The sequence below is a fragment of the Mycolicibacterium litorale genome (genome assembly GCF_010731695.1).
Classification (GTDB): Bacteria; Actinomycetota; Actinomycetes; order Mycobacteriales; family Mycobacteriaceae; genus Mycobacterium; species Mycobacterium litorale.
This window is the reverse complement of record NZ_AP022586.1, coordinates 2,697,002-2,716,617: the sequence shown is the minus strand read 5'-3', so window position 1 is coordinate 2,716,617 and position 19,616 is coordinate 2,697,002. Positions and strand designations below refer to the sequence as shown.

Sequence of the window (19,616 nt, the reverse complement as noted above, 5' to 3'; positions counted from 1 at the left end):
GACCCTGTGGCCATATCTTCGCTAGCCAGCGTCCCTGTGCGCAGGCTCCGCGTGCGCAAAGCCGTTGCGCTGACATGTATTTTGCTCCTCGCGGCTGTCGTTTCGGCATGTGGCGCCGCCCAGACGCCGGTGGGCGCCGGCGTGCCGACGACGCCGGGCCCGAGCGCCGCCGCACCGCAGCGGGCGAAGGCCGCGCCTGTCAGCCCGCCGCCGCCCGCGGTCACCGCGGACTTCGCCGCGATCTCCGCGCTGATCGGCGACGCAATCACCGCACACCGGCTGCCGGGGGCGGTGGTGCAGATCGGGCACGGTGGTCGGGTCGTCTTCCGCCAGGCCTACGGTCTGCGCAAACTCGCCGGCGAACCGGGACTCGACGGGTCTGCGGCGCCGGCGGAGCCGATGACCGAGGACACGATCTTCGACCTGGCGTCACTGACCAAGTGCCTCGCCACCGCAGTCGCCGTCATGCAGCTCTACGAGCAGGGCAGGGTCGGGCTCGACGACGCGGTGCAGGAATACCTGCCCGGCTTCAACCCGACAGGAGATCCGCAGCGTGCGAAGGTGACGGTCCGCATGTTGCTCACCCACTTCTCGGGTGAAGCACCGGATGTGAACCTCGATGATCCGTGGGGATTGTCCCGTGCCGACAAGACCGAAGGCGTCCATCGCGCGCTCACCGCACCGCTGCAGTCCCCACCCGGTGAGGTCTACCGCTACTCCGACATCAACTTCATCCTGCTCGGCGCGCTGATCGAGGACGTCACCGGCGAACCCGAAGACGTCTACGCCGAGCGCAACGTCTTTGCGCCGCTCGGCATGTCGGACACGCGTTATCTTCCGGCGGCCAAGGCCTGCGGCCCGCACACGATGCGGGGAACCGCGTTGCGATGGGCTCGGCCGCGCCGCGAAGCCATGCCGATTCGCTGCCCCGCAGGTACGTGGAGCGTCGATCTGCTCGCGCGCATCGCACCGACGGCCCATGACGACGAAGGGCGTCGTGATCCGAGGACGAATCCCGATTGGGATCAGCTGCTCCGGGGTGCGGTGCACGACGGGACGACGCGCCGCATGGGCGGGGTCGCCGGACACGCCGGGGTGTTCTCCACCGCGCACGACGTCGGCATCTTCGCGCAGGCTCTGCTGGACCGGCTGGCGAACCGCCCGAGCGACTTCCCGCTGAGGCGACGGACGCTCGAGATGATGACGGCGCCGCAGCAGCCAGGACACACCGCCCAGCAGATCCGTGCCGCGGACGACACCGCCGCACAAGCCGAGAAGGAGACACCCAACCTCCGGCATCCGCTGCTGGCGCCGAACTATCCGGCGATCAGGGGACAGAACCTGCGCGGTTTCGGGTGGGATATCGACACCGCCCATTCTCAGCCGCGGGGCATGGTCTTCCCGGTCGGCAGTTTCGGCCACACCGGCTTCACCGGAACCTCGGTGTGGATCGATCCGGGATCGGACAGCTACGTCGTCCTTCTTGCGAACGCCATTCATCCGCGCGGCAACTGGCCGATCTCGACGCTGCGCGGTGAAGTGGCCACGGCGGCGGCGAGAGCCCTGGGGCTCTACGGCGACGCGCCGCGCTGAGTCGCGTCACGCCCTGTCGAGGTCCCACTGCCCGAAGTCGCCCGCCAGGACCTCGTCGACATCCACGTTGGTGCCGCCGAGGCGGACTCCCGGATCCGAGGCGGTGACGACCACCGACTGGTAGAGCACGGCCCTGGGCTCGCGCTCACCGCCGGACCAGGCTTTCGTCTGCCACGCCCACCAGTGCCCCGGCGTGGTGGAGCGGCCGATGACGCCGTCGGCGATCGCCCACGCGCACACCTGAGCGTGCCCGTAGACCCCGGTGCGGTTGACTCCCAGTACCGCGTTGATCCCGCGAAGCCATTCGACGGCAACGGATTTCCAGATGTCGAGGTCGATGTCCTCGTCGATGCTGAAGAAGATCGGCGCCGAGGCGGGGCCGCCGGCCGCGGAGTGCAGCCGCAGGGCGGTCCGGGCGTCCGCGACACCGCCGTCGTATCCGCGGGTGTAATCCGACGGCGTGGGCCAGCCGGGTTTGCCGTACTGGTAGCAGCTGACCACGTGCAGGCCCGTTGCCCGCAGCGCATCGGCGTATCCGCGGGTGACCGGCTTGAAATCGAAGTCGGCGCCCGGCCGTAACTCGGACACATAAACCAGTGCGCCGCCGAAACCGGCCGCTTTGATCTGCTCCGGAGGGACCTGCCGGTGCGTGAAGTCGATCAGCCTCACCTCGGCGGCCGACGCCTTCTGCGCGGTGAGAGTCGCCGTCATCGGGCCGAACGCCAGCAGAGCCGGCGCGGATATCGCGTAGATCAGCGCGTCGCGCCGGGAGACTGTTCGCGGTCCGTCACGACCGGGCCGATCATGCACGGCGCGATGCTAACAACGGTGACGCCCGCCGCGCGGTCAGTCAGCGGAGATCAGCCGGGTTTGACCAGCCCCAACACCTCGACGCCGGGCAGGGCGGTGAGAGATGCGGTTTCCGCCAGCACCTTCGAGGCGCGAAGACCGCTGCCGATGATGACGCGCCCCTGTGCGACCACCCGTTCGTCGATGAGGACCGGCCATCCTTCGGGCAGGCCGACGGGGGTGATGCCGCCGTACTCCATTCCGCTGAGCGAAACCGCGGTGCCCATCGGCGCGAACGACGCCTTGCGGGCGTCGAGCCGCTTGCGGACGACGCCGTTGACGTCGGCGCGTGTCGTCGCCAGGACCAGGCAGGCAGCGTACGAAACCCGTTCGGCCCGTTTGCCTTCGACGATCACACAGTTGGCCGACATCTCCAGGCCGATGCCGTAGTGCGCGCAGAACTCGGCGGTGTCGGCGAGGTCCGGGTCGATCGGACTGACCCACAGACCGTGCGCGCCGTGGCGCTGGACGGCGGCGCGGACCGGCTCGGCGATCAAGTCCGTGGCGGTCGTGATCGGGGCGAAGTCGAGGTCACCGACGCGCATCGAGCGTCTCCTCACTGTGTGCTGTCGACGCGGTCCCCGACGAATTCCCTCAGCGCGGGATCGGCGGATTCGAAGCGATCGACTTCCTCGCCGCCGTCGCACCGGAGCAACGCGATGGTCAGGCGGTCCGGCGTGCGCGACACGACAGTCCACACCGCACCGCTGTCCTGCCAGCGTTTGAGCTCCTCGACGCGGTCCCTTGCGGTCATGCGTTCCACCATCGCATGGACCGCAACTCGCGCTGGCTTAGGCTGACGGCGTGGACGCAGCCTCGGCGGTGGCGGTCGCCGCGCTCTTCGTGTGGTTGGGGATGGTGCTGGCCATCTCGTTTCTCGAAGCTCCGCTCAAGTTCCGTGCGCCGGGTGTCACGCTCCAGCTGGGGCTCGGGATCGGCCGGCTGGTGTTTCGGGCGCTCAACACCAGCGAGGCGGTCCTCGCCGCCGTGGTGGTGGTGTCGTTCGTGGTGCGTCCACCGTCGGCGGGCGTCGTCGTGGCGGCGGCGGTCGCGATCGCGGTCCTGGCCGCACAGGTGCTGGCGGTGCGGCCCCGGCTCAGCCGGCGCTCGGACGCGGTGCTCGCCGGAGCGGACGGTCCGAGATCCCATGCGCACTTCGTCTATGTCGGGCTCGAACTGATCAAGGTGATCGCGCTGGTCGCGGCGGGAGTCGCGCTCCTCGTGGCGTGAGACGTAGGTAAACCTACCCTCAGTCGCTCGGGTAGGCTCGTCGCTCAAATGACCGAGATCGAAGAGGCGCTCCAGCCGGTCCTGCCCCGTGAACTGACCACTGTCTCCGAGGAGGTGCGGGCGGTGCCCGCGCCGCCGCTTCCGGTGCTGGCCGAGCCGTTCGCGCTGCGCCCCGCCGACGCCGCCGCGGACGCGGAGATGATCTCGGAGTGGATGAACCGGCCCCACCTCGTCGAGGCGTGGGAGTATCCGTGGCCGCCGGAGCGGTGGCGCCGCCACCTGCAGGCCCAGCTCGACGGCGAGTACTCGCGGCCTTTGATCGGCAGCTTCAAGGGCGCCGACGTCGTGTACGTGGAGCTGTACCGCGCGGCCAAGGACTCCATCGCGCCCCGGTACGCGGCCGATCCGCACGACATCGGCATCCACGCGGCGATCGCCGACCTGAAGTTCGTCAACCGCGGTTTCGCGCCGCTGCTGCTGCCGCGGGTGGTGGCGAGCGTGTTCGACAAGGAACCGCGCTGCCGCCGCATCATGTTCGACCCCGACCACCGCAACACGGGCGCCCGCCGGGTGTGCGAATTCGCCGGATGCACCTTCCTCGGCGAACACGACATGGCCAACCGCCGGATGGCGCTCTACGCCTTCCCGCGCACGCCGCAGGACGCACCCCCGATCGGCGGCTCCTAGTCGTCCCCGGTCGGTGAGTTGATCAGCTCGTCGTAGCCGTCGTAGTCCGGCCGCATCGCCGCGGCGACGAGTTCCCAGAGCACCTCGTCGGTGCCGCCACCCACGCGGGCCAGTTTCATGTCTCGCCACCACCGGCCCAGCGGGGTCTCGTCGGTGAGATAGCCGGAGCCGCCGAAGATGTGCATGCACTCCGACAGCACCTCCTCGCCCAGTCGCGCGGCGCTCACCTTGATCGCTGCCGCGGCGCGCAGATCGAGCCGGCCTCCGGCGGCGATGCCGGCCAGGGCGTAGCGCAGCATGTCGACGCGGGCCTGCAGATCGGCCATCCGCATCCGCAGCGCCTGGTGCTCGTAGAGGGTGTGGCCGAACTGGCGGCGTTTCATCATGCGCGCCAACGTGATCCCGATGACCCGCTGACTGGCGCCTGCGACCTGACCGGCGATCGAGAGCCGTTCGTGCGCCAGCCCCCACGAGATCGCCGCCAGCCCGGTCCCCGGCCGCGCGACGAGCGCATCCGCCGGCACCCACGTGTCGATGTGCACCGCGGCGGTGTCCAGCGGACCCGCGCCCACCTTGTTGTACGGCGCCTGCACCTGAACCTGGCTGGTCGGGACGGCGATGACCACGACGTTGCCGTGCCGGCTGGCCGGATCGTGGTCGACGTTGCGGGCCACCACCATGATGTGATCGGCGATCGGCGAGAGCGAGACGAACTTCTTGATGCCGCGAACCTCGTATCCGTCACGCGCGGAACGGACTTCGGTGCCGACGATCTGCAGGTCCGACCCACCCGAGGTCTCCGAGGCGCCGATGCACAGCACCGCCTCACCGCGGATCGCCTGCTCGCAGATGGTGCGCAGGTAGTCGTTCTTGGCGAACCGCCGCAGCAGCGCGATCGCCGAGTCGTGCAGGCTGACACCGACGCCGATGCCTGCGGAACCCAGCCGCCCCAACTCCAGTGCGAGCGCGATCAGCTTCGCGACATCGGGCTGCTGACTGTCGCCCCACTTCTGCGCGAACACCCCGGACCGGCCGAGATGTTCGATGAGCTGACGCGGGAAACGCTCGGTCGCCTCGGCCTCGGTCGTCCAGGCCCGCACCTGATCGTCGAAGACCCGGTCGAGAAGGTCCTGGTAGTCCTCGGTGGGCTGGGCTGCTGTCTCGATCGTCCCGGTCACCGGCTCACTTCCTCCAAGTTTCGTTTGACCTCGAGCCGGCGCAGCTTGCCCGACGACGTGCGCGGCAGGGTGCCGGGCTCGAGGAACACCACATTCGACGGCACCACACCGCATTCGGATGCCACCCTCTGGACGAGTTCGCTGCGGGCGGCGGGCTCGTCGGTTCCGCGGAACTCGGCGGCGATGACCAGCCCCGGTCGCACGGCGCCGTCGGTGCCGACGGCGACGACCGCACCTTCGCGCACGCCCTTCACCTGGGCGGCGACGCGTTCCACCTCGGCGGGGAAGATGTTCCGCCCCGCGACGGTGATCAACTCCTTGGCGCGGCCGCACACGACGAGCCCACTGTCGACGAAGTAGCCCAGATCCCCGGTGGGAAACCATGATCCGGGCGTCAACGGCGCCTCGCCGAGGTAGCCGGTCATCATCGACGAGCCGCGGACCTCGATCTCGCCGAACTCCCGGCCGTCCACCTGTTCGGTGGATGCGTCGACCGGCACGATCCGGACCTGCACGCCGGGGATGGCCTCCCCGACGACGGCGTGCTTGCGCAGGTAGCGCCCATCGTCGGTGCTGATCTCCACCTCGTCGACCTGTAGGCCGGAGCCGAGGACGGGAACCGTGACCGCGCAATTGGATTCGGCCAGCCCGTACGAGGGGGACAGGGCGGCGGCGTCGAAACCGAAGCGGGCCATCTCGGTGGCGAACCGTCGCGTGCCGTCGCAGTCCACCGGCTCACCGCCGTTGAGCGCGAACCTCAACGCCCCCAGGTCGAGGTCGGCGAGTCGGCTGCCGTACTTGCCGATCAGGCCGAAGGCCATGTTGGGGGCGGCGGTCATGGTGGCCCGGCTGTCGGTCAGCCACTGCACCCAGCTGAACGGGGATGCCGCGAACGCCGACGTCGGCGCCTGCCAGAGCTCCATCCCGCTCAGGGTGCAGGTGAACAGGAAGGTCAGGCCCATGTCGTGGTAGAGCGGCAGCCACGAGCAGCCGACGTCCGCGGCGGAGGTGTCGATACGGGTTTGCAGGCCACGGAGATTCGCCAGGACCGCCTCGGGGGCCAGTTGGGCTGTCCGCGGTGACCCGGTGGACCCGGCGGTGCCCTGCAGCACCGCGAACGGGCCGTCGACACCGGGAGGCGTGAAGGTCGCGGACCGCTGCGGGTGTGCGAGCCGCGTGACGTCCAGCACCGGGAGCGGGTCGCCGGTCGCGCGCAGCGCGTCGAGATGTTCGCCGTGGCTGAGCACGAGGCCCGCGCCGATGCCCGCACACCGCTGCATGGTGCTCTGCGCCCAGTGTGCGAGGTCGGCGCCGCGGACGGGTCCCGGCAGGATCGACAGTGCCGCACCGGCGTACAGGGTGCCGGGGATCGCCGCGATGAACTCGACGGTGGGTTCGCCGACGAGCACCACCACGGTGGCTGCCTCGTCGCCGATCCGGCCGGCGACGTTCTCGGCCCGCTGGTGCACTTCCGGCCAGGGATGGCGATGCCACCCCCCGTCGCCGAGCACGACGAGATCGTGGCCGCTGGACGTCATCGCATCGGCCAGCGCTGACGCCAGCGGGTTCACGGGTTGCTCGGTGTGCTCGGCACCTTCGACAGGATCGCCGCCTCGAGATCGCCGACCGTATCGCAGCTCAGCAGGTCCTCTTCGGTCAGTGCGACGCCGAGGCGATCCTCGATGGCGACCATGCCGACGGCGAATGCGACCGAGTCGAGTCCCACGTCGTCGATGAGCCGGGACTCGCGCGTCACCCGACGGATGTCGACGTTCATGTCGTCGCGGAGGATCTCCGTCAGGGCGGCGCTGACGGACTCAGGGTTACTCGTTTGCACGCGCACGGACGGTACACGCCATAGTCAGGTAAGGCTAGGCTTACCGCTGCGCCCCGGCGAAGGTCACAGCGTGCCGCGTCGGACGCCGCCGTCGATCGACACCGCGCCCGGAACCCTCTCGACGGTGACCACCCCGTGCCGCGCGGTCAGCTCGTCTGCCACCCGAAAACTCGCCGCGATCCGCTCCGGGGTGTCAACCGCGACCGTGGTCACCGGGACGCGGCGACCCAGACGGAACACGCTGTCGGCCGGCGGCGCCGAGCCGTTCTGGAAGCCCCACACCGCCCGGAGCACGGTCACGCCTGCGGTGACGTGGACGGCTCGCAGGCGGGTGACCAGCGCGCGGTGAACCGGCACACCGTCATGCGACGCCGCCGCGCACGTCTGCACCACCAGCTTCTGGTGCGTGCTCCCGTCGCCGGCGACAACCGGCGGGGGTGAGAGAAGCGTGCCCCCGGCCTTGCAGGTCGTGACCGCCTCGACGGTCAGCATCTGTAGACCGGCCATCGCGCCCAGTTCGGCGATCGCGGGCGCCGCCCGCTCCCGCGGTCCGGTGGCGAGCACCATGGCGGGCACCTCGACGTTGCGGCCGAAGAACGCGGCACGCTGTCGGCGGCCGTGTGCGGTGCCGTCCACGCCGAGGTAGGCGGTCGCCGCGTCGAAGCCGTGCCGTCGCAGCACGTCACACACGGCGGCGTAGGCGAGCACCCCCGAGACCCGATGGCCGCGTTGCACGTAGGCGGTGACTTTGACCGACGGTCCGGCCGGTAGCGGCCCGCCCGCCGGCTGCAGCGATTCCAGCGTGACGAGCCCGCGGGTGACGAGTCCGACCGTGTCCGACGCCAGTCTTCGCATCTTGGCCGCGGCGTCGACGGCGATGACCGCGATCGGCGGGTCCTCCGACCCGGACAGGGTGACGTCGCTGCGCAGCTCGTGGCGCGGCCCGAACCCGGCAATGCCGCGGATCACGATGCTGGTGGCCACCGAGGCGTCGCCGTACAGGTCGAGCAGGGCGTCGGCAACGAACCGGCCACCGCTGCGCTGCCGCTCGCCGAAATACGCCGTCACCTTCGCGAGGCCGCTCACAGCCGGTTTCCCCACCACAGGCCCAGCCCGGCGGCCGCGACGCCGAGTACGACGCTGACGACGATGTTCGCCGCGGCCGGCCAGCCTCGGCGTTCCTCGGCCAGCCGCTGCGTTTCCAGCATCCAGGTGGAGAAGGTGGTGTAGGACCCGACGAATCCCACGCCCAGCAGCAGGGCGACGTCCGGACTCAACGCGAGCCCAGCGAGGATGCCGAGCACGAGGGCCCCGCTGACGTTGACGACCAGCGTGCCCAGCGGAAACGGGCGTCCGACCGCCGACGTCACGGCTCGGTCGACGAGGAACCGGCACACCGCACCCGCCCCGCCGAGGATCATCACCCCCGCCCACACGATCATCCGCGGATCCGCACCCGCCGCACCAGGGCGGTGGCGATGACGACCGCCAGCAACCCCGCCGCCAGGCTGGCGGCGGTGTAGCCGGCCGCCAGCGCGACGTGCCCGCGCTCGAGCATCCGTACGGTTTCCACCTGCATCGTCGAGAACGTCGTCAGACCGCCGCAGAGGCCGGTCCCGAGCAGTGGCCGGCGGTAACTCGACACCGGCAGCCGTTCGAGCAACCGGGTGGTGAAGTAGCCGAGCAGGAACGCCCCGACGATGTTGACGGTGAACGTAGGCCACGGCCACCGGCCCGGATCCGGCGCAGCGAGTTCCTCGAACCCCGCCCGGGCCAGCGTGCCCACCGCTCCGCCGACGAAGATTGCGGTCAGTTCACGACCGTCGAAACGGGGCATGACCCTGAGTATGGCGGGAATACCCCTAGCCGTCAGACAACGCAACGTCATCAGGGAGCAGAATCAAGACCATGGCGGCCAACCCCCGCGCCGGTCAGCCGGCGCAACCCGAAGACCTCATCGACGTCGCTTCGGTCGTGACGGCGTACTACGCCGTCGAACCCGACCCGGACGACGTCGCCCAGCAGGTCGCGTTCGGCACGTCCGGACACCGCGGCTCGAGCCTGGACGCCGCGTTCAACGAGGCGCACATCCTGGCCACCACGCAAGCGATCGTCGAATACCGCGCCGCCCAGGGTACGACCGGTCCGCTGTTCATCGGCCGCGACACCCACGCGCTGTCCGAGCCCGCGTGGACCTCGGCGCTCGAGGTGCTGGCCGCCAACGACGTTGTGGCGATGATCGATTCGGCCGACCGCTACACGCCCACCCCCGCGGTGAGCCACGCCATCCTGAGTTTCAACCGTGGCCGTGACGCCGACCTCGCCGACGGCATCGTCGTCACGCCGTCGCACAACCCGCCGCGCGACGGGGGCTTCAAATACAACCCGCCCAACGGCGGCCCGGCGGACACCGACGCCACCGGCGCGATCGCCAAACGGGCGAACGAGATCCTGCGCGGTGGGTTACGTGAGGTCAAGCGGGTGCCGCTGGCCCGGGCGCGCCAGACCGCCCAGCGCCACGACTACCTCAACGCCTACGTCGAAGATCTGCCGAACGTCGTCGACGTCCACGCGATCCGCGCCGAGGGCATCCGCATCGGCGCCGATCCGCTCGGCGGTGCCAGCGTCGATTACTGGGGCGCCATCGCCGAACGTCACGGCCTCAACCTCACCGTGGTCAACCCCCTGGTGGACGCGACGTGGCGGTTCATGACCCTCGACGGCGACGGCAAGATCCGCATGGACTGCAGCTCGCCCAACGCGATGGCTGGGTTGATCCGGAAGCTGAACGGCGCAAGCGGCGACTACCAGATCGCCACCGGCAACGACGCCGACTCCGACCGCCACGGCATCGTCACGCCCGACGGCGGTCTGATGAATCCGAACCACTACCTCGCGGTGGCGATCGACTATCTGTTCACCCACCGGCCCGACTGGCCTTCGGCCACCGCGGTGGGCAAGACCGCGGTGAGTTCGTCGATCATCGACCGGGTGGTGGGCGGCCTCGGCCGCACCCTCGTGGAGGTGCCCGTCGGGTTCAAGTGGTTCGTCGACGGACTCATCGGCGGGACAATCGGATTCGGCGGCGAGGAGAGTGCCGGGGCGTCGTTCCTGCGCACCGACGGCACTGTGTGGACGACCGACAAAGACGGGATCATCCTCGCGCTGCTGGCCTCGGAGATCCTCGCGGTGACCGGGTCGACGCCGTCGCAGCGCTACGCCGAACTCGCCGAGCAGTACGGCGCCCCGACCTACGCCCGCATCGATGCGCCGGCCGACCGCGAGCAGAAGGCGCGGCTGGCGAAGCTCTCACCCGAGCAGGTCACCGCCACCGAACTCGCCGGTGAGCCCATCACCGCGAAGCTGACCGCGGCACCGGGCAACGACGCGCCGCTGGGGGGACTGAAGGTCACCACCGAGAACGCGTGGTTCGCCGCACGCCCGTCGGGCACCGAGGACGTGTACAAGATCTACGCCGAATCCTTCAAGGGACCCGACCATCTGGCCGAGGTGCAGGACGCCGCTCTCGAAGTGGTGGCGGCGGTCATTTCATGAGACTGGTCAATTCGTGAGTTCACGGACGGAGGATGACTGTCCGCAGAAGACGAAGCAGCGGCTGCCGCGCGAAGTCTGGGTACTGGTGGCCGCCAACGTCGTCGTCGCGCTGGGCTACGGCGTGGTCGCCCCGGTGCTGCCGCAGTACGCGCGGTACTTCGGGGTCAGCATCAGCGCCGCGACATTCGTCATCACCGCCTTCGCGGTCATGCGTCTGGTGGGTGCGCCGCCGGCGGGTCTGCTCGTGCAGCGATTGGGGGAGCGGCGCGTCTACATCAGCGGGCTGATCATCGTCGCGTTGTCGACCGCGGCGTGCGCGTTCGCTGAGACCTACTGGCAGCTGTTGCTCTTCCGTTCGCTGGGCGGGATCGGCTCGGCGATGTTCACGGTGTCGTCGCTGGGTCTGATGATCCGGATATCGCCGGCCGACGCGCGTGGCCGCGTCGCCGGGCTGTTCTCGTCCGGGTTCATGATCGGCTCGGTGGGCGGGCCCATCCTGGGCAGCCTCACCGCGGGATTCGGTCTGTCGGCGCCGTTCCTGATCTACGGTGCCGCGCTACTCGTCGCCGCGACCGTGGTGTTCGTCAGCCTGCGCAACTCGACGGTCGTCGGCCGGCCCGAGGAGGAGCCGGAAGCGCCCGTACCGTTCCGCACGGTGTTCCGGCACCGGGCCTACCGGGCGGCGCTGTTCTCCAACTTCGCGACGGGATGGGCGTCGTTCGGGCTGCGCATCGCGCTGGTTCCGCTGTTCGTCGTGGAGGTGCTGGGCCGGGGGCCGGGCGCGGCCGGTCTGGCGCTCACCGCGTTCGCTGTCGGCAACATCTCGGTCGTCATCCCGAGCGGGTATTTGTCGGACCGCCTCGGGCGCCGCAAGCTGCTGATCGCCGGGCTCACGCTGGCGGCGGTGTCGACGGCGCTGGTGGGTTTCACGACCTCGCTGCCGGTGTTCCTCGCGGCGGCCTACGTCGCCGGGGCCGCGACCGGGATCTTCGTCTCGCCGCAGCAGGCGGCCGTCGCCGACGTGGTGGGCAACAAGTCGCGGGGTGGGACGGCGGTCGCGACGTTCCAAATGATGGCGGACTTCGGATCGATCGGCGGCTCGCTGCTGGTGGGTCTCATCGCGCAGTACACGTCGTTCGGGTGGGCGTTCCTGGTCAGCGGCATCATCTTGGGTGTGGCGGCGGTGGGGTGGGTGTTCGCGCCCGAGACTCGACCGCGCCCGTCCACCGAGCACACCGAAGCCCGCCCACTCGGTCCCGAGGCCGGAGGGGAAGTGCCGTGACCAGCGATTTTGAGCGGCCAGCCCTGGTGGTGTAACTTCGGTGAGCACGCATCACGGGGCTATGGCGCAGTTGGTAGCGCACCACACTGGCAGTGTGGGGGTCAGGGGTTCGAATCCCCTTAGCTCCACAACAAGAAACCCGAGGCAGATCGCCTCGGGTTCTTTGCTGTAAGGGTCAGGCGCAGCGCCGAATGTCTTAAGTCTGTCCTACTGCTGCCGAGAACACCGCCGACGCCGCGGTGCGGCGGTCGTCGGTCACGCGCCCGTAGGCGGCCTGAGTCATGCGCTCGGTGTGGCCGTGCCACGCGGGTTCGACACTCGCCACGCCGTCGCCTGACGGGAACCGTCGCATACACCTTCGGCTCTGCTTATGTTGGTTGGGTGTCAGATGAAGCCCGAGAACGGGCAGCGGCTCGGGCCGGGGAGTTGATCAACCGGCACGCGGCGTTGCAGCGCGGCGACTCTGTCACCGAGGACGACGTACGGCTGGCGGCTGATCGTGCGGACGAGTCGCGCGAGCGTGCCGCCACTGCGCACCGTCGAGCCGCTGACCGGCACGACGAATCGGCGCAGGTTCACGAACGTGCCGCCCATGTTCACGACGACGCGGCGGCTGCGGGTCTAGGCGATCCGATCGAGCACCGTGACGCCGCAGCTCGGCATCGCGCAGCCGCCGCAGCGGATAGGGCTTCGGCTGAGATTGACCGTCAAGCGGCTGACGACGAGTAGTAAAGGCACTCGGTCCCCGAACCGCTGTTCGGTGTGTCCTAGCGGTGTCCTGAGACTGTCGATCACGCAAACACGCCGTAGACACATGAGCACGAAACCGACCGGCTGACATGGAAGATTTGACACGCAGTAGACGCCTGAATACAGGCCGGCACACCGTAGTTCACACTGGCAGTGTGGGGGGTCAGGGGTTCGAATCCCCTTAGCTCCACAGTCGAGAAACCCCCTCCGGCCACCGGCCGGGGCGGGTTTCGTCGTTTGAGTACGGTCGCAGATCCGTCGTGACGACACTTTCTGACGACAGTCGTCGTTCGAACATGAAGAGCCGGTCGCGTAGATCGAGGGCATCAGAGAACAGCGTGGCGCTTCGTCTTGGCGTGCGCCGCTCGCCTGCTATCACCGGGTCGTCTTCATCAGATCTTCATCGAAAATCGAACCGAGCCATATGTGGGTTCCTGAGGCTGTACTGAGGCGGCGAGACGCTTGCCGCGCAGAAGCAAAATCGAAATTGCGAGAAAAGGACGAGATGCAGCACAAGCGATATGGCGTTGGCGTTGCGGTATTGGCGGCGTCGACCCTGTTGGTCGGTGCGTGTTCGAACAGCGGGACCGATTCCGAGCCCGCTGCCAGCCCCACTACCGCGGCATCGTCCGCGTCGCCTGGTCCTGCCAGCAGCGACGCCACCCATAACGACGCCGATGTGATGTTCACCCAAGGCATGATCCCGCATCACCAGCAGGCGATCGAGATGAGCGACATGCTGCTTGGCAAGCAAGGCATCGACCCCGAGGTCATTTCGCTCGCCAATGAGATCAAGAATGCGCAGGGTCCTGAGATCGAGCAGATGCAGGGATGGCTTGAGCAGTGGGGAGTGTCGGACACGCCCACGCCCAGCGGAACCGGCATGCCGGGACATCAGATGCCCGGTGGTGGCGACATGGGCGATATGCCCGGACATCAAATGCCCGGCGATGGCGGCATGGGCGATATGCCTGGTATGGGCGAGGGTGGCCACGGCATGATGTCGGAGACCGATATGGCGGCCCTTCAGAACGCGCAGGGCGCCGAGGCCAGCCGGCTCTTTCTGACACAGATGATCGAGCATCACAAGGGTGCAATCACGATGGCCCGGCAGGAGATTGACAACGGTCAATTCCCGGCGGCGGTCGACATGGCGCGAAATATCGTGTCATCTCAGCAGGCCGAGATCGACAGGATGCAGGCGATGCTGGATAAGTAGCCGCTCAGCGGTTCGTCTGGCTGGGTGCGTACCCCTGCTGCGATACCGGGGAAGTCTGGTTTCGCGGTCGGGTGATCGGCAGGTCCACGGTGAAGGTTGCGCCGGCATTGGGTCCGAGGCTCGCTACGGTGATCGATCCGCCGTGAGCCTCGACCAGGGCCTTGGCGATCGCGAGGCCTAATCCGGCGCCGCCGTGCTCGCGATCCCGGGCGACATCTGAGCGGTAGAATCGTTCGAACACTCGGCTGACATGCTCTGCGGCGATGCCGTCGCCGGTGTCGGCGACGGCGATCCTCAGTCGGTCGCCGTCGTGAACGCAACTCACTTCGACACACCCGCCGGATGGCGTGTGTCGCAATGCGTTTTCGAGCAGATTGCCCAGGACTTGGGACAGTCGCTGTTCGTCGGCCCACAACTGGGGTAATCCCTCCTGGATGCGAACGTGGAGTGCGACTCCCTTGTTGTCGTAGCGTTCTTCTACGGCGGCGACGCACTGGCGCGTCAAGCGCTCGACGTCAACGTGGGCGTGGGACATGGAGACGGAACTTTCCTCCGCCTTAGCCAGAGCGGCCACGTCATCGGAAAACCGTACGAGTCGGCGGGTTTGGTCGCGCAGCATCGCCGCTGTCTGCGGCGTCAGAGTCCGCACACCGTCTTCGAGTGCCTCGATGTAGGCCTCTAGCACCGCCACGGGTGTGCGTATCTCGTGGGCTAGATCTCCGAAGAGCCGTTGTCGGGTCGAATCGACGGCTTCGAGCCGGGAGGCCATCTGGTTGAAGGCGGTGGCCAGTGCATCGAAGTCGTCGCCGAGGCGTGGCGGTGAGACGCGGATGTCGTAGTTGCCCTGGGCGACATCGGTGGCGGCGGAAGCGATTTCGGTGATGGAGCGTTGCAGTCGGCGACTGAGGTAGAAGCTGACGGCCAGTGCGGCGACTCCGGATACAGCGAGGGCGCCGCCGATGGAAATCACCGTCGCGTAGCCATAGGCCTCTTCGGCGTGGACTTCCTCCAGTGAGTCCATCGGGACTCCGGCGCGGTGGAGATGTTCGCGGAACAGGGGAGGGCCGACGATGGCGGCCACGACGGCGGTTGTCGCGGTCCCGGCTGCAAGCACAATGGCTTGGGCACCCAGCAGGCGCAGGCCGATGCCGGGGCGGCGCCACCATCGACGTTGGGGGGACGTTGGCGTCGGCGGGTGAGTCATTGTCCGGTCCCCATGCGGTATCCGACGCCTCTCACCGTGGTGATGTAGCGCGGGTTTGCCGCGTCGTCGCCGAGTTTGCGGCGCAGGTGCCCGATGTGGACGTCGACGAGGTGCTCGTTGCCCACCCAGGGTCCTTCGCGGACAATCTCGAGCAGTTGGCGTCGGCTGAGCACGACACCTGGCCGGCCCGAGAGTGCTTCGAGAATGTCGAATTCTGTGCGGGTCAACAGGATGTGTTCATCGCCAATGAGTACCTCGCGGGCTGCGACATTGATGCTCAATGCGCCGAAGCGGCGAGGCGGCGCCAACTCTTGCTCGGCGGGTGTGGTCATTGATTGCCGGACGCGGGGTCGGCGCAGCATGGCCCGGACGCGGGCGACCAGCTCGCGCGGGCTGAAGGGTTTGGTGATGTAGTCGTCGGCGCCGACAGTGAGGCCGAGCACGGTGTCGAGTTCGGTGTCACGGGCGGTGAGCATGACGACGTAGGCGTCGGAGAACGTGCGTAGCTGCCGGCAGACTTCGAGTCCATCGATGCCGGGCAAACCGAGGTCGAGGATGACAACATCGGGATCGAGGTCGCGCGCGACGGCGATAGCGTCGACGCCGTTGCCGGCCACGACGGCCTCGAACTGCTCGCGTTCCAGATAGCTGGCCACCACTTCCGCCAGGGGAAGTTCGTCGTCGACGACCAGCGCGCGGTAGCCCTTCGCCGTCTCCGGTGGTGTGCCCGGATGGTGCTCCATGTCCAATATGGTGCCCGCAATGCGGCCGCGGCGGCGCGCGGTTTCCGGAGCTGCTCGATCTCTGGCATTTCTCAGCTGGGAACTGACCATCCTCCTCGCATCCGTACAGTACGTTCGGTTATCAGCCTGGGGCACTTAGCGAGATCTCCGTCATACGTGTCGAAAGGCTGGTGCCGCCGGCACCAGTGCGCTACCAGCCGTCGTCGATCATCCAGCCGCTCGTCTAGGCCATGGCGTTCGATCTGCCGGCCCATGACATCGCGCGAGGCCAGTACTGAATTCATCCGGCGCTGCAGCGGCACTGATCGCGGGGAGGTAACCCCGCGCAATCGCGACGTCGGTGAGCAGTCGGCGCAACTGGCTCCGCCCACGGTGTAGCCGTGACATCACCGTGCCCAGGGGGATGTCGAGGACCGCCGCAATCTCCCTGTAGCGCAGCCCTTGCACGTCGGCGTAGTAGACCACCAGCCGCTGGCCGACGTGCAGATCCGCCAGCGCCGCGCGCACCTCGTCGTCGCCCATCGCCTCCAGCGCGGCGAGTTCCGCCGACAGCAGCCCGGTGGAGGTGTGGGCGGCCACCGCGGCCAGTTGGGCGTCGGTGACCTCGGCGCCGACCTCGTCCGGGCGGCGCTGGGCGGCGCGGTAGGAGGAGATCCAGACGTTGGTCATGATGCGCAGCAACCACGCCCGCAGGTTGGTGCCGTCGGTGTAGGAGTGGAACCCGGCATACGCCTTGGTCAGCGTCTCCTGGACCAGGTCCTCGGCGTCGGCCGCGGTGGTGGTGTAACGGCTGGCGGCGCGGTAGAGCGTGTCAACCAGCGGGAGCACGTCGTGGGTGAAGCGCGCCGCGAGGTCGCCTGCGCTCGTCATCAGTTCATCGGTCGCCGTGCCCACACCCATCAACTGACCTCTCGATACTTTGGAGCGGTTCACGAATCCGTTTGTCAATCAACACCGTTGGTCGTCACACCGTGAGGCGTCGCGCGTCGCCTCCGCCGGCGCCTAGTTGGCCCGCCGCCCTAGTCGCCAGTGTGGCCAGAGGGGACCCGAACCTGCGACGACGACTGCAGCGGCCGTCGGACGGTTCACATCCCCGCCGGTCGGCTGGTTGACCGGAAGGCAACTTGTCGGCCATGGCGCTCCAGTAGGTCAGGGTGTGAATCGTCGTAACCCTCATACCAACTGCGGCGCCGACGTAGGTCGCGGGTCGACATCGGCAGAGCTGTCAGCTTGGGAACGGAAAGCTCGCAGCCGTAGGCTGTTGCTGACGACGAAGATGCTGGAGAAGGCCATCGCGGCACCGGCGAGCATCGGGTTGAGTAGCCCGAGCGCGGCCAGTGGGATCGCGGCCACGTTGTAGGCGAACGCCCAGAACAGGTTGACCTTGATCGTCGACAATGTCCGACGTGCCAGCCGTATCGCGTCGGCGGCCGATCGAAGGTCGCCGCGCACCAGGGTCAGGTCAGCGGCTTCGATTGCAGCGTCGGTTCCGGTGCCCATCGCCAGGCCGAGATCTGCTTGCGCGAGTGCGGCGGCGTCGTTGACGCCGTCGCCGACCATAGCGACGACCTTGCCCTCGGCTTGCAGGCGGCACACGACGTCGACCTTCTCCCGTGGCAGGACTTCGGCGACGACCTGCTCGATCCCGACCTGCTGAGCGACCTGTTCAGCGACGGTTCGGTTGTCGCCGGTCAACAGCACCGGGGTCAAGCCCAAAGCCTTGAGCTGGCCGATGGCTTCAGCGCTGGTGCCCTTGACAGCGTCGGCGACCACCAGCACGCCGCGGGCGGCTCCGTCCCAGGCGACCACAACCGCGGTCTGGCCGGCCTTCTCGGCAGCATCCTTGGCGGCGATCAGGTCTGTGTTCAGCGTGATAGACCAGTCCTCGAGCAATGACGCTCGTCCCACTACCACTAGGTGACCGTCGACGATGCCCTGCACGCCCCGGCCTTCGATGTTCTTGAAGGACTCTGGGGTGGGCAGAGTGCCAACCCGCTGTGCTGCGCCTCTGGCGATCGCCTGAGCGATCGGGTGTTCGGATGCGTCCTCGATGGCCCCTGCGAGCCGCAGGACCACGGTCTCGCTGGTGTCAGCGGTGGGGGTGACGCCGAGCAGGGTCATTTTGCCGGTGGTGACCGTTCCGGTCTTGTCGAGCACGATGGTGTCGATCTTGCGGGTCGATTCGAGCACCTCGGGGCCCTTGATCAGAATGCCGAGTTGGGCGCCGCGGCCGGTGCCGACCAAGAGTGCGGTCGGGGTCGCCAAGCCGAGTGCACAGGGGCAGGCGATGATCAACACTGCGACGGCAGCGGTGAACGCGGCCGAGATTCCGAACCCGCCGCCGAGCCACACCGCGAGGGTGGCGACAGCGATACCGATCACGATCGGCACGAAGACACCGGAGATCTTGTCCGCCAGGCGCTGCACCTCTGCCTTGCCGGATTGCGCATCCTCGACCAGTTTCGCCATCTGCGCGAGCTGAGTGTCCGATCCGACCCGGGTGGCACGCACTACCAGGCGTCCGCCGGCGTTCACCGTTGCGCCGACCACGGTATCGCCTTCGCTGACTTCGACCGGCACCGATTCACCGGTGAGCATTGACGCGTCGACCGCAGAAGTCCCGTCGACGATGACGCCGTCGGTGGCGATCTTCTCGCCCGGCCGCACTATGAACTCGTCGCCGACTACCAGACCCTCGGTCGGAATTCGGGTCTCGAGGCCATTGCGCAGTACCGCAACGTCTTTGGCGCCCAACTCCAGAAGTGCCCGCATGGCCGCACCGGCTTGGCGCTTCGATCGTTTCTCGAAGTAGCGTCCGGCCAGGACAAACGCGGTGACGCCGGCAGCGACCTCCAGATAGATATTGGCGGACCCGTCCCCGGGGGCGATGGTGAACTCGAACGCGTGCGTCATGCCGGGTACCCCGGCGGTGCCGAAGAACAGCGTATACAGCGACCACAGGAATGCCGCGGAGGTGCCCACGGAGATGAGAGTGTCCATCGTCGCGGCGCCGTGCCGGAGGTTGGCGACTGCGGCCTTGTGGAACGGCCATGCGGCCCACACGATCACCGGCGCGGCGAGCGCCAATGACGCCCACTGCCAGTAGGTGAACTGGAGCGCCGGAGCCATCGCAAGGACGATCACCGGCACCGACAGCACGATCGAGCCCATCAGGCGGTTGCGCAGGGTCGTCAGCTCGGGATCGTCACGCTCTTCATCGGCATCCGATGCTGAGTTCTTGGCGGCCGGCACAGCGGCGCCGTAACCGGTCTTCTCGACCTCGGCGATCAGGACCGCGGTGTCGAATCCGGGCGGGGTACTGACGCGGGCCTTCTCGGTGGCGTAGTTCACCGTCGCCGAGACGCCGTCGAGCTTGTTGAGCGTCTTCTCGATCCGCATGGCGCATGACGCACAGGTCATGCCGCTGATGTCGAGTTCGACAGTGTCCGCATGCGCGGGCGAGGTCGTCATGTGATAGGTCCTTCCATC

The 19,616-nt window shown here is 68.1% G+C and carries 20 protein-coding genes and 1 tRNA gene; 7 read left to right on the top strand and 14 right to left on the bottom strand.

The genetic code is table 11. The features are described 5' to 3' along the window. The first annotated feature begins 78 nt into the window (after positions 1-78). Entirely contained in the window at positions 79-1,593 is a 1,515-nt protein-coding gene (locus tag G6N30_RS12885) for a serine hydrolase domain-containing protein (RefSeq protein WP_407664750.1), read from the top strand. Positions 1,594-1,599: 6 nt separating this feature from the next. Here the strand turns inward: G6N30_RS12885 and G6N30_RS12880 are convergent, their stop codons facing one another. From G6N30_RS12880 to G6N30_RS12870, 3 genes are all read right to left on the bottom strand, one after another. After that, on the bottom strand, positions 1,600-2,337 hold the full coding sequence (locus G6N30_RS12880) for a DUF1906 domain-containing protein (RefSeq protein WP_179965630.1): 738 nt from the start codon (positions 2,335-2,337) through the stop codon (positions 1,600-1,602). Between the two features lie 116 nt (positions 2,338-2,453). Continuing rightward, on the bottom strand, positions 2,454-2,987 hold the full coding sequence (locus G6N30_RS12875) for a YbaK/EbsC family protein (protein ID WP_134053335.1): 534 nt from the start codon (positions 2,985-2,987) through the stop codon (positions 2,454-2,456). Between the two features lie 11 nt (positions 2,988-2,998). Next, positions 2,999-3,196: a hypothetical protein gene (locus tag G6N30_RS12870; protein WP_134053333.1), complete on the bottom strand. Its 198-nt coding sequence runs from the start codon at positions 3,194-3,196 to the stop codon at positions 2,999-3,001. A 101-nt stretch (positions 3,197-3,297) separates the two neighbouring features. On the opposite strand from G6N30_RS12870, the gene G6N30_RS12865 reads away from it, so the two are divergent. Both G6N30_RS12865 and G6N30_RS12860 read left to right on the top strand, forming a co-directional pair. Then, positions 3,298-3,672, top strand: a complete 375-nt coding sequence (locus G6N30_RS12865; RefSeq protein ID WP_276027020.1) for a hypothetical protein — start codon at positions 3,298-3,300, stop codon at positions 3,670-3,672. 48 nt (positions 3,673-3,720) lie between these two features. Beyond that, a complete protein-coding gene (locus G6N30_RS12860) occupies positions 3,721-4,359 on the top strand; it encodes a GNAT family N-acetyltransferase (protein WP_134053329.1) in 639 nt (212 codons plus the stop codon). Here the strand turns inward: G6N30_RS12860 and mbtN are convergent. From mbtN to crcB (G6N30_RS12830), 6 genes are all read right to left on the bottom strand, one after another. Beyond that, on the bottom strand, positions 4,356-5,525 hold the full coding sequence (gene mbtN, locus G6N30_RS12855; protein ID WP_163687929.1) for a mycobactin biosynthesis acyl-ACP dehydrogenase MbtN: 1,170 nt from the start codon (positions 5,523-5,525) through the stop codon (positions 4,356-4,358). The two genes, G6N30_RS12860 and mbtN, sit on opposite strands and share 4 nt — an antisense overlap. A gap of 8 nt (positions 5,526-5,533) precedes the next feature. Next, the gene (mbtM, locus tag G6N30_RS12850) at positions 5,534-7,099 is read right to left on the bottom strand and encodes a long-chain-fatty acid--ACP ligase MbtM (RefSeq protein WP_134055239.1); all 1,566 of its coding nucleotides are present in this window, start codon (positions 7,097-7,099) and stop codon (positions 5,534-5,536) included. A gap of 5 nt (positions 7,100-7,104) precedes the next feature. Continuing rightward, positions 7,105-7,374, bottom strand: a complete 270-nt coding sequence (locus G6N30_RS12845) for a mycobactin biosynthesis acyl carrier protein MbtL (protein WP_134053325.1) — start codon at positions 7,372-7,374, stop codon at positions 7,105-7,107. Between the two features lie 63 nt (positions 7,375-7,437). Then, positions 7,438-8,460 (bottom strand): DUF190 domain-containing protein, encoded by a 1,023-nt coding sequence (locus G6N30_RS12840; protein ID WP_134053323.1) that lies wholly within the window; start codon positions 8,458-8,460, stop codon positions 7,438-7,440. After that, on the bottom strand, positions 8,457-8,816 hold the full coding sequence (gene crcB, locus G6N30_RS12835) for a fluoride efflux transporter CrcB (RefSeq protein ID WP_134053321.1): 360 nt from the start codon (positions 8,814-8,816) through the stop codon (positions 8,457-8,459). Before crcB (G6N30_RS12835) ends, G6N30_RS12840 begins: the two co-directional genes overlap by 4 nt. Next, positions 8,813-9,211, bottom strand: coding sequence for a fluoride efflux transporter CrcB (crcB, locus tag G6N30_RS12830; RefSeq protein WP_134053319.1), 399 nt, complete (start codon positions 9,209-9,211; stop codon positions 8,813-8,815). Before crcB (G6N30_RS12830) ends, crcB (G6N30_RS12835) begins: the two co-directional genes overlap by 4 nt. A 71-nt stretch (positions 9,212-9,282) precedes the next feature. Here crcB (G6N30_RS12830) and pgm point away from each other — a divergent pair, with 71 nt between their 5' ends. The 3 genes from pgm to G6N30_RS12815 all read left to right on the top strand — a co-directional run bounded on the left by pgm (position 9,283) and on the right by G6N30_RS12815 (position 12,339). Continuing rightward, a complete protein-coding gene (pgm, locus tag G6N30_RS12825) occupies positions 9,283-10,929 on the top strand; it encodes a phosphoglucomutase (alpha-D-glucose-1,6-bisphosphate-dependent) (protein ID WP_134053317.1) in 1,647 nt (548 codons plus the stop codon). A gap of 13 nt (positions 10,930-10,942) precedes the next feature. Beyond that, positions 10,943-12,211, top strand: a complete 1,269-nt coding sequence (locus G6N30_RS12820) for an MFS transporter (protein ID WP_134053315.1) — start codon at positions 10,943-10,945, stop codon at positions 12,209-12,211. A gap of 55 nt (positions 12,212-12,266) precedes the next feature. Next, positions 12,267-12,339 (top strand) — tRNA-Ala (locus G6N30_RS12815). 256 nt (positions 12,340-12,595) lie between these two features. Here the strand turns inward: G6N30_RS12815 and G6N30_RS12810 are convergent. After that, positions 12,596-12,805 carry a hypothetical protein gene (locus tag G6N30_RS12810; RefSeq protein ID WP_163687548.1) on the bottom strand — a complete coding sequence of 70 codons (210 nt, stop codon included), beginning with the start codon at positions 12,803-12,805 and terminating at the stop codon, positions 12,596-12,598. A gap of 661 nt (positions 12,806-13,466) precedes the next feature. Here G6N30_RS12810 and G6N30_RS12805 point away from each other — a divergent pair. Beyond that, complete coding sequence (locus G6N30_RS12805; protein ID WP_134053310.1) at positions 13,467-14,180, top strand: DUF305 domain-containing protein; 714 nt, start codon at positions 13,467-13,469, stop codon at positions 14,178-14,180. A 4-nt stretch (positions 14,181-14,184) separates the two neighbouring features. Here the strand turns inward: G6N30_RS12805 and G6N30_RS12800 are convergent, their stop codons facing one another. From G6N30_RS12800 to G6N30_RS12785, 4 genes are all read right to left on the bottom strand, one after another. Then, the gene (locus G6N30_RS12800; protein ID WP_134053308.1) at positions 14,185-15,384 is read right to left on the bottom strand and encodes a sensor histidine kinase; all 1,200 of its coding nucleotides are present in this window, start codon (positions 15,382-15,384) and stop codon (positions 14,185-14,187) included. Then, entirely contained in the window at positions 15,381-16,127 is a 747-nt protein-coding gene (locus G6N30_RS12795) for a response regulator (protein WP_134055237.1), read from the bottom strand. Before G6N30_RS12795 ends, G6N30_RS12800 begins: the two co-directional genes overlap by 4 nt. A gap of 207 nt (positions 16,128-16,334) precedes the next feature. Next, positions 16,335-17,027: a sigma-70 family RNA polymerase sigma factor gene (locus tag G6N30_RS12790; protein ID WP_276026764.1), complete on the bottom strand. Its 693-nt coding sequence runs from the start codon at positions 17,025-17,027 to the stop codon at positions 16,335-16,337. A gap of 273 nt (positions 17,028-17,300) precedes the next feature. Beyond that, complete coding sequence (locus tag G6N30_RS12785; protein WP_134053306.1) at positions 17,301-19,598, bottom strand: heavy metal translocating P-type ATPase; 2,298 nt, start codon at positions 19,596-19,598, stop codon at positions 17,301-17,303. Positions 19,599-19,616: the final 18 nt, after the last annotated feature.